Origin of the sequence: Polynucleobacter sp. MWH-Berg-3C6 (genome assembly GCF_018881855.1) — a bacterium.
Taxonomy (GTDB): domain Bacteria; phylum Pseudomonadota; class Gammaproteobacteria; order Burkholderiales; family Burkholderiaceae; genus Polynucleobacter.
Genome location: NZ_JACVPN010000005.1, coordinates 89,798 through 103,067 on the forward strand (window position 1 = coordinate 89,798; position 13,270 = coordinate 103,067).

The 13,270-nt window shown below is 46.5% G+C and carries 10 protein-coding genes; 2 read left to right on the forward strand and 8 right to left on the reverse strand.

Annotation, left to right across the window (positions count from 1 at the left end; genetic code table 11):
- Nucleotides 1-178 precede the first annotated feature (178 nt).
- Nucleotides 179-916: a hypothetical protein gene (locus ICN13_RS08575; RefSeq protein ID WP_216139943.1), complete on the forward strand. Its 738-nt coding sequence runs from the start codon at nucleotides 179-181 to the stop codon at nucleotides 914-916.
- Between the two features lie 143 nt (nucleotides 917-1,059).
- Here ICN13_RS08575 and ICN13_RS08580 read toward each other — a convergent pair whose 3' ends face one another.
- The 5 genes from ICN13_RS08580 to ICN13_RS08600 are packed head-to-tail and all read right to left on the reverse strand — an operon-like array spanning nucleotide 1,060 to nucleotide 3,624.
- Nucleotides 1,060-2,019 carry a hypothetical protein gene (locus tag ICN13_RS08580; protein ID WP_216139944.1) on the reverse strand — a complete coding sequence of 320 codons (960 nt, stop codon included), beginning with the start codon at nucleotides 2,017-2,019 and terminating at the stop codon, nucleotides 1,060-1,062.
- Between the two features lie 2 nt (nucleotides 2,020-2,021).
- On the reverse strand, nucleotides 2,022-2,459 hold the full coding sequence (locus ICN13_RS08585; RefSeq protein WP_216139945.1) for a GNAT family N-acetyltransferase: 438 nt from the start codon (nucleotides 2,457-2,459) through the stop codon (nucleotides 2,022-2,024).
- A 4-nt stretch (nucleotides 2,460-2,463) separates the two neighbouring features.
- Nucleotides 2,464-2,676 carry a hypothetical protein gene (locus tag ICN13_RS08590; protein ID WP_216139946.1) on the reverse strand — a complete coding sequence of 71 codons (213 nt, stop codon included), beginning with the start codon at nucleotides 2,674-2,676 and terminating at the stop codon, nucleotides 2,464-2,466.
- Nucleotides 2,669-3,148 carry a hypothetical protein gene (locus ICN13_RS08595; RefSeq protein WP_216139947.1) on the reverse strand — a complete coding sequence of 160 codons (480 nt, stop codon included), beginning with the start codon at nucleotides 3,146-3,148 and terminating at the stop codon, nucleotides 2,669-2,671. The genes ICN13_RS08590 and ICN13_RS08595 overlap by 8 nt, the downstream gene beginning before the upstream one ends.
- Entirely contained in the window at nucleotides 3,145-3,624 is a 480-nt protein-coding gene (locus tag ICN13_RS08600; RefSeq protein ID WP_216139948.1) for a lysozyme, read from the reverse strand. The genes ICN13_RS08595 and ICN13_RS08600 overlap by 4 nt, the downstream gene beginning before the upstream one ends.
- A gap of 296 nt (nucleotides 3,625-3,920) precedes the next feature.
- On the opposite strand from ICN13_RS08600, the gene ICN13_RS08605 reads away from it, so the two are divergent.
- Nucleotides 3,921-4,475: a hypothetical protein gene (locus ICN13_RS08605; protein WP_216139949.1), complete on the forward strand. Its 555-nt coding sequence runs from the start codon at nucleotides 3,921-3,923 to the stop codon at nucleotides 4,473-4,475.
- On the opposite strand, the gene ICN13_RS08610 is transcribed toward ICN13_RS08605, so the two are convergent.
- From ICN13_RS08610 to ICN13_RS08620, 3 genes are read right to left on the reverse strand one after another with little or no spacing between them, the layout of a single operon-like run.
- Nucleotides 4,476-11,822 carry an LPD5 domain-containing protein gene (locus tag ICN13_RS08610; RefSeq protein WP_216139950.1) on the reverse strand — a complete coding sequence of 2,449 codons (7,347 nt, stop codon included), beginning with the start codon at nucleotides 11,820-11,822 and terminating at the stop codon, nucleotides 4,476-4,478.
- Nucleotides 11,822-12,706, reverse strand: a complete 885-nt coding sequence (locus ICN13_RS08615; RefSeq protein WP_216139951.1) for a hypothetical protein — start codon at nucleotides 12,704-12,706, stop codon at nucleotides 11,822-11,824. Before ICN13_RS08615 ends, ICN13_RS08610 begins: the two co-directional genes overlap by 1 nt.
- Nucleotides 12,707-12,717: 11 nt before the next feature.
- Complete coding sequence (locus ICN13_RS08620; RefSeq protein ID WP_216139952.1) at nucleotides 12,718-13,212, reverse strand: hypothetical protein; 495 nt, start codon at nucleotides 13,210-13,212, stop codon at nucleotides 12,718-12,720.
- Between the last annotated feature and the right edge of the window lie 58 nt (nucleotides 13,213-13,270).

Here is a 13,270-nt window from a genome sequence, read left to right on the forward strand (position 1 = left end):
TGATGCAACTACTGAAGGTAGCCGCCCTACTCCTATCGCTTTTAGATAATTGCAAAAATACCCCATCCAATCTGAAAAGGTGAGGATAGGAGTTCGATAAAACACTCTAAAGATCATTTTATAAACTAATTCTAATTATTGTCATCAATTCCAATCGACTTTGTATTAGGATATAGCAATGAAAGTATTGAAAAAAATAATCCCTGCAGGCATCTTCTTTGTTTGCCTAACGTCAATAGCGCAAGTAATAGATGTTCCCTACCAAAGCGATAGCACAACAAGGACCCTGCTAATCGCCACAGATAATCCCAAAGCACTCGTTATCTTATTAATAGGTGGCGATGGAAAAGTTGGGATTTTTGATGGTGGCTCAGCTAGAAGCAATCATACCTTTGTAAGGTCGCAAGCTCTATGGCATCAGTATGGCATTAATTCAGTACTTGTGGACTCTAAAGATAATTTAAGCATTAAGGGGGGCGGTCGACTTACTGAAGATTATCAAAATAGGCTCTTAACCATAGTGAACTATTACAAGGATAAATATCGTGTACCAGTTTGGCTATTTGGGCATAGTAATGGTAGCGTGAGCGTAACTGAGTTTGTAAATCGGTTTGGCGATAAAAATACCATCTCTGGATTCATCGTTGCCGGTACTGAGGAGACCGCTATCTTAAAAGATAATACAAGGCTGCCAGTACTTGCTATTCATCATGTTCAGGATACATGCTGGACAACCCCTATATCAGCATCGGAAGATATGATAAAAAATCGTCCAAAAAACACTAGGGCAGAATTTGTGACAATGGATGGAGGCATCAGTACCGGTAATGTTTGTTGGGCTCTTGCTTATCACGGCTTTAACCAAAAAGAAGATGAGCTCGTGAAAACTGCTGCTGAATTTATTTTAAAGAAATGAGGCTAAAGCCTTTATCTTTTCAACCCCTATAGTTGATGTGGTGGGGGGGTGATGCTCACTTCTTTGGTGCCCGAGGCCAGCACCACAGAGGCTTACTGGCTGGGCTTTAAAAGTTAATTGGGGGAATTTTGGGGGAATTGTTTTTAAACCTTAATCATCTGCCCGCGCCACCAAACGTGATCCTCATCTACTACCTCACAAAGCTCTGGCGGCATAAGCTTTCCATCCTTAATTGTACCCACTGCAAAGCCCTGGCGCCAGTTGCGCGGGTTATCTTCCATATACCCAAATTGACTGCCCCAGGGATCCGCTAGGGTTCCCGTATCAACACCATAACGCGTGCCGTTATAGTCCGACCACCGACTCATGCCAAGGGCATGCAAGTGACCCGTAAAAAATGACGTTCCGCCTTTTAAAATATTGTTATACGTTGCGTGAACCCCGTTGTGCCAGCGGTGCTTTACCATCACGTCCTCATTAATCATGAGCGACCAGCAAGACTTCCAGCCTGGCAGATGATCGTCCAGGGTAAAGCCTTTGACGCCTTCATATTGAGGTACGAATCCAGAGAGTTTGGAATCAAAGCGCACGCAATGGTTTCCGATGGTGCGCACGAACTTAGTATTGCCACCTTTGCAGGCCTTCTCAAGCTCGCCTAAGCGCTCCTGAACGGCCTCAAGCTCTTGCTGGACAGTTGGTCTAGCCTCATATCCAATCCTAGCGTGAGAGCTAATTGAGGTGCCATCCAGTATGTCGCCGTTGGCAATCAGCATGCGTGGTTTGATTGTAGGCAGTAGCTTGCACAGTGCACGATGGGCAGTGCTGATTAATCCTGGGAAATAGTGGGCGTCTGAGAACACGACGAATACACCATCGCTCATTTCTACCTTAATCCTGACTTTATCTTCAGGGATCGTCATCTTGTATTGAGCGTTTCCGTGGGTGGCTGGGAGCGTAATTCCATGCTTAGATTGAATCTGCACCCTGCGGCTATTGACTTTCCTAAGATCCATTCCTAAGTGCCTAGATACCTTAGCGGCAGATTTCAATTCCATCCACACCTTGATGAATTGATCGTCAGAATACTTATGCGGCTTTGTCATATTTACCCTAGTTTTTTAATCCAATAACAAGCACCTGGGAGTCCCCAAGGTTTGCTCGGTTTATACATACGAAAGCCATTGGCAATTAAGTTGTTTGCCGATGGGCAGTTATCAGTGGTGTCCGTAACTAAATGCGTCCACCCTTGTTTTTTGGCATAACGCACGCGCACTTGAATAAGACGGCGATGCAGTCCTAGGCCGCGGTAGTCCCACTTGACCCCTGCCCTGCACATGTATCCCGTCTTGCGCCAGGAAGATGAGGCATTAACGCCGCAAAATCCAATGGGTTTGATGCCGTCATAGGCAATCCACCATGCGCCAGAGTCAAACTCGATCAGCTCATCTAGGCGGAAGAATTGGCTATGTAATTGCTTGAGGGCAGCCTGGATCTCTTCTTTTTGAATATCAACGGATTTAATTTTTAAATGGGTTGATCTCATCGCGTCACTTTCGGCCTGAAAGTTGTTTCATTTTTTCTGAGCGCTCATAATCCTCACGGCATTCAGAATCACAAAATCTTCCCCTAGTAATCACCTCTTCACAATTAAGGCATTGCCCTGTAAAAGCAATCGGCTGGTTCTGGGCGCGAGCAGCTTTAATGGCAAGCTCACGATCACGCATTTCTTTATCAGTGGCTTGGTCGTATATGTCAGTCATTTGATGCCTTTATTGCTTCAATCTGCGCCGCTACTTCGTGGTACTTTCGGTGGTTTTCGATGGAGGTGGAGAGTACGGCAGCAATGTCAATGGGGGAGCAGAGAGCATCAGTGCTGATTGGGAGCGAGGCTTCACCAGTGGCGCTGGCGTTGAACAGGCGGATAAAGCCAAAAGTAATAGCGCAATTACTAGGGTTGATACCAAAAGTGCCGTTAACGTATAGCGCTTTGGCTTGTCCTTGATAGATGGCACTTTTGCCTTGCTCGATTCGAAGCGAGGTGATAAAGCCTGCAGTGGCTTTTTGGGTTTTGGCTTGCTCGGTGATGACCGCTTGGGTGATGGCTTCTTGACGGCTGGCTTTGTCGCTGGCGATTTGCGCTTCGTAGTGGTTTTTCGTGTAGTTGTGACCAAGGTATAAACCTCCTGAAATGGATAAAGCAAAGGTGAGCAAATAGCTCATAAGTGAATTCATAAGGCACCTTCTAGGCAAATGGTTTTTTCTAGGTTACGGCGCGTAGTCAATCCTGGTAATTCCACAAGCACTCCAAGGACGCTTGCTTTATTCCAGCGCGTCAGTTGCTCACACGCTTCTTTAATGCGTCCAGTTGCAAGCAGGCGGGCTGCCGTGCTCTTTTTTTGGTTGCAGGCTATGGTTGACCCCAGGTTAAATACAGCGTCCCCAAAAGCCGCTAAAACGGGCGCGGGTAATCCTGGAGCGCAACGCTCTACTTCGCTAATGGCCTGGCGCATATCTTCAGTTAAGAATTGAGAGCACTCATCTAGCGAGTATTTTTTCTTGGGATCAATGTCAGATCCCGTATGCCCCATACACACAGTCAAAATTCCTGGCGGGTCGTAATAGGCGATTTGGCGTAGGCCTTCTGCAGGAATAGCAATCGCAGTGGCAATAGCGGTGGCGGCAGCTATGCGCCTCTGGTTGTCATTCATATATTCTTTTGAGCTACTACGCGGCTGACGTATGAGCAAAAAGAGCAAATGCCAGAGATGGCGGCAAACTTGCCAGGGCTAAAGTATTGATCGCCGTAAAGACTATTCCACACCTCTATGCCAGAAAATAGCCCTGCAGCTATGGCAAAGCGCATCGCCCAGGACTTGCGTAATATCTCTTTCCAATTGGGATACAGGCTGAGTGAAAATTTCATCCACTCATGCTATTGGTGCTGGTAAGTTCTTATGAATCTTTGTATGATTAAAGAATGAACAAAAATCCAAGGAGTACAAAAATGAAAACAATCATGAGTATTGTTTTAGTATGTGCAGCGCTGGTATCTTTAAAAGCGTTCGCTCAAAATAATTCTGAATTATTTAGTAAAGAAGTAGAAAGAATAGTTGCTCAATATGAAGCTAAGAAAATTAGTCAATCTGTGGCCGCAAAAGAAATTCTTATTGCTTCAAAAGCCTATTTTCCAAGCGATAAATTAACGCAAGATTATTACCAGTCATTAGCAGATTACTCCGATCAGCTTGCCAAAAAAACAATATCTCAAAAGCAATTTGATGAGCTCACAAATGCAAGGGTTGAGCGTTATGCGGCAGCCATGGAAGATAGAAAAGAAGCCAATGCGCGTGCGTTTCGACAGGCTGAATTAGAAAATGACAGAATGCGTCAAGCTCAAGCTTCCGCTTATGCTGATGCAGCACAGCAATATAGAAATACTGCTGCAACGGCTACTATGCTTAATGGTATTGGCAGGGCTTTCAATAACTCATTTGGTCAATCGATCACCCCGCCATTACAGATCTGCAATTACTACGGCGGAACCCGTTACTGCCAATAATTACTTACGCAATTCCTCATTTTTCTTGCGTAGTTCATTTAGCTTGTCCTGCTGAGAAGCAATATATCTACCCTTTGAATCAGGAGTCATACCCTGATTTCTTTGGGCACTACTGATATTGGCGCCAATCTCTTTAGCCTCTTTCTGAATACCAGCGGCTTGATAATCAATGCCACGCTCAGGATCAAATGAGCGGATCTTCGTGCCAGTAAATACATCAAGCACAGTAGGAATGGCTTTAATTGGATCACCTGCTTTGGTTTTTCCTGTATAGCCTAGCATTTCAGTATCAAAGGTATTGGCGCTGGCATCCATCAGCTTATTAAAGTTGTAGCTACCTAGAATCATTGGGGCATTCGGTGCAAACTGGCGATACAAGTAAGCGCCACGCGCTTGCGCTGCTTCCCACTTAGTATCTGATTTCTTCACCAAATCTTTTCCTGTAAAGGTATCTTGGTTATAAATAACCGCCTGCATGATTGATAAGACAGGATGGCTTGGCATAAACGGCGCTGGTAAAGGCAATCCATTGGTCTGATTATTAATATCAAACAAATCACCCAATGGGACGCGGCGGCTCATGTCCATAAAGGCTGGATTGCCCTCAATATCAAATGGCATACGAATAGATTTTTGTGTACCAATCGCAGTGCGGCCTTGCATATACTCTGGCATGCCCTTGCGCTCTTTCTCTTCATCGCCACCCATCACCATGTAAGCAAGCCAGTTAGCTCCGCCCAATAATGCAATCGGCGCCAACAAGCGATCTGGCCTAGTCATGGCAGTGTGCAGCACCATTGGAATGGCTTTATAGGTGTAAGCAAAGAATGGTGAGTAAGTGCGCTTTAAAAGCTCAATACCTTCTGGCATATCAGAGTAGTTAAATACATAGCGCTCAGCATCTGTAATCGCAGCTTGTGGATCCATGCCAGATTTACGGCGATCAATGTAGAGCATTAATTTAAAGAATTGATCTTCAAACTCATACGCCTTTTGCATATTCTCGCGATACCAAGACAATGGCTTGCCAGGATACTTCTTAGAAAACTCAATGACCTTGGCTACGCGTGAGGCTGCTACGGACTCCAAATCTTCCATCGAATTAAAGTCTGGCATGAGTATTTGCTGAATTTCTTGATTGGCAAACTCATTACCGAATAGGCCGTTATCAACCGCTTCATTCCAATAGGTGCCCTTGGTTCTAAATTCGCGTAAGGTTTCACGCCAATGGGACGGGCTGGCTGGATTGACGCCTGCAAAGTAAACAGTAAAGAGGTTGCTCACTACGTTATTGCCATGCGATACAGGGTTCCAAACAGTCTTACCCTCTTTCCAGAAGTTCAGCGCCTTGTCGTACACCGCCATCAAAATGCCCTTTGGCTGCGTGTTGCGAGTTAAAGCGTCTAAGACTTGCGGACTGACGTACAGGCCTGCTAGAGCGCCGTATTGCTTAACGCCAGGCGCACCTTTGATCTCAGTAGTGGGCACTTGTTTCCAGCCACCAGGATTAAAGGATTTAGCTAATTCTGAGTTGGTGGAGATTGCTTTAAACAGGCGACCAATTGCAATATCCTTTTGTGTTTCAACGTAGCCCATGGCATAACGGAATACGCCGTCGCGGATCTCGCCCATTTCTGCGCGTTCCGATTCGGTGTAGTCACGCCACATCAAGACTTTGGCATCTTGATAGTTTGGCGGAATGGGTTGTGATTTATCAAAGGCTTCAAAAAGATCTTTTGGTAATTCGCTACCATCAGTCATAGACGATGGATTCCAGCCCAATTTCTTAGCCATCGCTACATTGGCAGCAGGCATTTCAGCAAACATACCGCGAGTTTTGAGGCGATCACCACGGATCTTCATGCGTGCCTTGGTAAACCAGCCCGCCAGTAATGCAGGGTTAGTAAGCTTGGCAGCTAATCCATGTTTGTAAAGACGTGGCAAGTAGTTTGTCACTAGGCGCTCATCAGAGATCATGCCCAGATCAATCAATTGCTTCGCTTGTACGTCCAATGCGCTAGTGACTTTAGCCGCTAAATCGACAATCTCTTGCGCAGGCAAATCGCCCACAATGGCGTTCTTCTCAACCAAATCAGACAATGTTTCGCGCTGCTCTGGTGAGAGCTCCATGCCTGCTTCGGCAATGCGCTTGGCGTTCTCATTGGCTTTTAATTGATCGACCTTAAACTGACGCATCATTTGCTTAAAGGCTTCTGGCTTATTGTCTGCCAGCTTGATAGCGCCTAAATGCTCGCTTGCCAAAGTTGAAAGGTTCTTATAAAGCTTGAGGCCAGCAGTGTATTGGGTTTGACCAAACTCATTTTTACTTAATGAGAATAGGTCTTTAGCCGATACCTTTTCAAATTTTTGCTTAGGTACGCCCAGATCTATATCGTCCTGCAGATCATCTTCCATGTCTTGAATACGGAATGCCGTATCAGGCAAATCGACAAATGGATTTTGCGTAGCTGCTGAGTTGTTCTGTAGATTGGTAAAGACGGAGCGAATCAAAAGCTGCGCCTCGCTCGGATTCATTGCCCGAATCTGCGTTGCATAGGTCTTAAAGCCCAAGAAGTCGGCTAATTGCGCTAACCATTTTCGCAAGGTTTCGGTAGTCTTAGTCCAGGCGGTTGGCTTGAAATACTGCTCAGGGTTGACCTCAGCTAAGTTTGCTAAGGCCTCATCGATTCCTCTAGCCTTGGCATACTGCTCGCCATGGATAGTGAGCGTATCGATACCCACGGCATCGGTTTTCATCCAGTTATCGGCATACGCACGCAAAGACTCATCTACGGCGTAAAGCTTGTTCATCTGAGTGATAAACTGATCTTTCGATAAGAATCGGCGTAGGCCGTAGTGGAGCAATTCGTGGAAAACAGTTCTCTCAACATCCTCAGTGGTTTTAAGGCCTTTGAGGAAAAGCACAATCTCCCCGTTAACTACTGCACCAGTTACCCTGGCGTCACTATCTGCACTCTCCGACGGGAAAAGGTCGCTGACCTTGTTCATCACCTTGATAGCGGGAATGCTACCGAATCGGCTGGTCAAGTTTGTGACCAGAGTTTCTACTTGTTTGGTAGAAATGCTACCTGACGTTTTGCCTTCACCTAAGCGACTAAAGATCCGAATACCTTTATCAGTTGGCGCAGTTTCTACAGTCTGAAAGAAGCTATCAAACGCAGCGCGTAACGCTGGGAGCTCATCGACCATTGGGTAAGGATAGCTATTCTCATCAGCCATACCCATTGCTTCATGCGCTTTCCAACCTTTTTCCGATACGATATTTGCTAAGTAATCGTTCGACACACCCTGATCTTCAAGCTTGGAAATTAAGTATGACTCAAATGAGCGCGCCGACATTTCAATGCTAGTGCTCCAATACTCTTTGATGCGCTTGCCATCCATCTTCAACGAACGCTGCTTGAGTTTGGACTCGCGTATTGCCTTCATCACGCGCCCAAATGCTTCAGTCATTTCTAAGCGAACGTCGTCTAATCCTTTATAGCGTGAGCCAACGGACGCCAGAGATACGGCAGAAGAGTCGGTCATAAAGTCCAATGGCTTTTTGCCCATGCGCGAGAAGTAATTGTCTAGTGCATGCCACCATTCATGGCCTAAGCTTCCTGCCCCACTCTTCTTGGTCATATTGATAACCACAAAGCCACTCTCATAGTGCGCTGCTGCTGGATCAATACCGCCTTTACCGCGAGCACCAAAGGCTAACCCGAGCTCACCATTTAGGGAAAGTGCTTTAGGCGGCAATCCCAATACGGCTGCCATATCCATGAGCGCATCAAAAGCTTCGTTAAGGTCTGCCTGGCGCTTGCCCTGCTCTACCCAATTACCAAACTCCACACCTCTAAAGCCAAAGGTTTCGCCAAAGTATTGCGGCGTAACATCCTCACCATTGCGCATATCCTCGCCTACTCGGGGATTGTTATCTTCACGGCGCACCCTTGGGGTTTCTTTAAACTTCTCCAGCTTGGCGACTAATTCCTCTTGATTGGCGGCGCGATATTCTCTAGCTTCTTTGGAGGTAGAAAAGCCGCCAGCCAGGTCAACGTAATTGCGTCCGACCTTTTTGCCAACGTAAAACTTCTTATCTTTAGTGCGTGAATAAATCACAAACTCAACCGATTTTTTCTCAGTTGCGTTATTCATCAAGCTTTCAAATGATTCCTTGAATTTGGCAATTGCCTCTTCTCTGGTATCGGCTGTGACCAATTGTGTAGGCCAGCGACGCGAGCTCTTGGCTTGAGTTTTTTCTACCGCCCAGATAGTCTTAGCTGGTGAGTAGTTCTTACCTTCAAAGACGCTATAGGAGCCACTAGATAAGCGTAGGTTAGCCAAAGACTTGCTATGCCCTACTGCCATATATAAGTCTGCCATGCCGCCAATTGCGCTATATTTGTTAAGGATCTCAATCTCATTAACAGGCATCTTGCCTTTGACTAATTCATTAGCAAAGTTACGCAAGGTCGTGACGTTATCTGCCCAGGAGTTCAGGCGATACGATTTCTTAGGTTTAGTGGGTACACTCTCACGCATTGCACGAACCACGGCTACAGTCTTAGGATCTGCGCCTGCCTCAATTAGTTTTTCGTAGTTCGGTTCAGGCCAGGCTCTTGCAAATGGAATGCTGGCTGCATCTAATTCGGTTGCCGCTTCTAGGTTATCGCCATAAAGATTCCATACGTCTTTACGGGCTCCGCCGATCTTCTCGCCAAAGTCTTTGATTTCTGATTTGAGTTTGGCTGGCTCGCTTGGAGTGCTGCCTAGTAAATCTTGCTGGCCTTGCGCTGCGGCAACATCGGCCTCACGATCACTGCCAGTTAAATTGAATTGACCGACTTCGGCATCAGCTTTAGCGCGTGCATCGGCAGCGCGGTCTGCTTCTTGTTTGGCTTTCTCAGCTGCATCCTTAGCCTCTTGCGCAGCTTTGAGTGCAGCTTCGGTTTGACTTTCTAGGCTGAAGGATTCTTGGGCATTGCGTTGTGATCCAGTCCCAGTTGGTCGAACAGAGCTTTGTTTTTCTCCTGTGCTTGGCGTAGCTTGATTAGCACCTTGGTCGCCTCGATCTTCTCCTGCGGGGTTAGAGTCGATTCCTCCATTGTCTTGCGCCAGGCGTCCACCAGTGGGCTCGATTGCTTGGTCGTTAAATTCTGGGATTCGGTCTTGGAGTTCTCCTGATTGCTCCCATTGGGCAATTTCTGCTCTGAGTCCTTCATCTTCATCTGGTGTTCTTTCATAGTCTTTACCAACGTCTTTTGCTATTAATTCCTGAGCGTATTCGCTGAGTTTATTAAGGCCTGCCTCTTCTGCATCTTTGGCAGCAATCCATTCATCATACCCGTCATTTTGGTACTGAGAATACTGATCTTCAATGCCGCTGCCTTCTGCATTGGCGTAGGTTTTACGGCCTCCCTTGGCCTCTTCCATGAAGAGATCCATCATTTCAGCAAGGTCATGCTTACCATTCTCATCTTGAGAGATAAAACCTAGTTCTTTCAATGAGCTTGCCATGCGATCTGCGGATACACCCGCTTTAGTGGCGACTCTAAAGACGCCAGATCCTTTATTACCCAGATCTGCCAGTGATACGCCCCAGTCTTTTACCAATTCGTCAGAGTTAATGCCTCCTAACTTAGAAATGGCCTGCAACATACTATCTTTTGCAGTGACTTCGCGCTGCTTGGCTACGCGCTTGGCAGTGGCAGCAAGTTGTTTATCAGTCTGCGGTCTAAAGCGCACCACAAACCCTTGATTTGAAGGTGCAGCCACCCAACCCTTGCCTGCTTTTTTAGCAACGTCTTGAGCTGCTTTGCGGGTTTTAAAGACGGATCCGTTCTTAAACACAATATCGCCAATGCGCATGCCAGGCTTCGGCGCCTGCAATTGACTGTGCTTATCTAAATCGATAAAGGCAGGCTCATTGATTGACTCAGGAATGACGGCTTGGGCTTTTTGAATTGTGCTCGGATTGATAGGATCAATCGCACTGCCAGGAATAGCAGCTTGCGCCTGCTGCATTGTTGTTGGTGCATTCGGTTCTGTTGGTGGCAGATCGATCACGTCTTGGGCTACCAAGTTGTTAACAGGCTCATTGCCAGGTATTTGCAAAATCTTTAATGCACCTGGCTCTACGGCATTGACTGAAGCATCCAAAAAAGCGTCTTGTTGACTTACCGCAGAAGTGTCTTTCGGCGCTTGCGTTGGTGCTGCTGTCTGATCTAAGAACTGATCTACTGTAGGCGTGCTTACAGAAGTGAGTGGGCTATCCTGCGTAGCAGTGTCGGCAATCAGCGTGCTCAAAGCTGCAATAGGATCGACTCCTGGTTGCGCTGATGCAGATAGATCGCCTTGAATGGGATTAATTGAAATAGGCTGAGCATTGTCAAACTCTGCTGGCGCTGGACTTACAGTGACATTTGCGCCATCTTGTATAGTTTCTGGTAACTGTTTGCCACCAATTTGAGTCATGGCGCCTGTGCCACCACCGAGCATTGCACCTAGTGCGCCTCCGTAGGCTCCACGCTTTAATAACTGATTTGGGTTAATTTCAGTTTTGTTGCCTACAGCCTCACCAATGTAATTACCAATTTCCTCGCCAGCCTCTTGCCCACCTTCTTTAGCAGTAACGCCAAGAATTTTATTAATTACTGCGATTGCGCCATTGGCAGATTTTTCTCCAGCCATCTTGCGAGCAATAGCACCTTCAGCGCCGCCACCTGTTAAAGGGGCAATCAGTAAAGAAGCTAAGCCAGATATTCCAGCGCCTTTGTATTTGTCTATTAATTCTGGAGAATCAATACTGGTAAATGTGTCGGCAGCATTTTGAATGGCATTTGTGCCTATAGTTGCGCCTGTTGCTGCCGCCATTTTTGCCGCTGTTGGAGCTAAAGCAATCGCACCTTTAGCAACACCAGCAGGCAGAATCATTGAGCCTAATGTAGTAACGCCAGCATCAATAGATGATCTAGGGTTATCCATGGCTGCAATTGCCAGGTCTTTTAATCCCTTGTTGGGATCATTCATTACGGCATTAAATGCAGCTTTTTGATCGTTGAGTTTTTGAGAGCCGATACCTTTATCAATAGTATCCATGCCCTTTTGCATCAGGCCAGAGAATTCACCACCATACTTGCCACCAGTAGCTAATTGTGCAATATCCGCAACACCTTTAGCTGCAGTGGGGAATATTTTTAGAAGTGCGGCGGCAGCGTCTTGAGCATTCTCTTTGAATGCTGAGGGTTTTGGTGCTAGCTCACCTAAAAAATTATCTATCCGACCCGCCTCGGCTCGCTGATTGTTAGATTGTGGCGAGTCGAGGAAGTCGTCTATCTTCATTAGTCAGGCATTCCTAAATCTTTGAGTTTCTTTTTAGCTTGATCTTTTGTGATCTTGCCAGCTTGGTAATCGGCCTGCACATTTATCATTTCAGGTGTAGGGCTAAATGGCTTGCTAGGATTTATTGTCTGACCAGTAGTAGCTGTTGCTGGATTTTTGTTCGGGTTGCGCTTGGATTTTGCAGCCTCTAAATACGTCTGAAAATTGGGCGCATCTTTAGGCCTCTGACCAAAGCTGAGTGGATATTCCGTGTTGTATTGCAGGCGGATCTGGTTATCTTCGGCAATATCAGTACGACGGCCTTTATCAGCAGGATCGCCTTTAGCGTAATTAGTGCCTTTGCCAGCGCCTTTGTTTTCGTAAATCTTTTCTAGGGTCGGGTTTACTACTGCTTGACCACCTGTAACGCGGTTAATCGATGATCCTGTATTGCCTACATCATCAAAAGGAGCGCTGCCGCTAGTAGCAAAATAAGCTTGTGCTGCGGGTGTCGCCAGGGCTGGATTGGTTTTAATCGCCTGAATATCAGCAATCTTTTGCTGCATTTGACCGCCACGGCTGAAGTCGGCAATATTGCCAGCGCCAACGTATTTCAAAGCCTGTAAAAGCTTTTGCTCGTATTGCGGCATATTTGGGTTTGCTGCGATCTGCTCATCAACACCACCGCGATAATCATTAGTCATCTTTAAGCCGCGGGCTTCTTGCTCGTGCTTGCTTCCAGCCTGTTGATTTGCAAAGATTTTAGCTAATGTCATAGCAGTATTTTGCTCGGCTTGTTGAGCCACCATTGGCGCCATAGCAAGCGCCTTAAATCCGCTACCGATACCCTGTGCAGCGCTTTGTGCTCCCGCTGCGGCACCGCCGCCAATGTCATAAGTTGCCATAGATATTCTCTTTAAAAAAGTTTGCTAGTTTTAAAAGACTGAATCCAGGATTTATCGCCGCCGCCAGTCCAATTCATAGAGTCATTCAATGATCCAATAGGATCGGCGGATCCGTTGGCAAGGGAAGTTGCTTTGTCCGTCACTTGACCGCCTGCTCCACTGCCGTACATCATTCCCGCAGATCCAGCCGCTTGCAAAATGTTTCCAATAAATACCTTTGTTGGATCAATCAAGCCTGCCTGTTGAATAGCAATACTGTCTGCAGCCTTTTGCCCATTGGAAAAATTATGTAATTGGTCAATTTGCTGGCCTGCATTCATCAAATCCACACCTTCATTAAATGCTGGGCGGTAAACCATCTGGCGGATCTGATAGCGGTGAGAGCTATAGCAAATCTCAGCAAGCGCCAGCACCAGAAGGCGGCCTTGCTGCAATGGACGACGACATTCCGTTCTGACATGACTAAAGGCCAAAGAAATATCAACGTAAATCCCATGCTCAATCACCAGGAAACTTTGTGGCTGTGGGAAGCAATCATCTTGCTTGGCGGTTTACTCCTGGGAG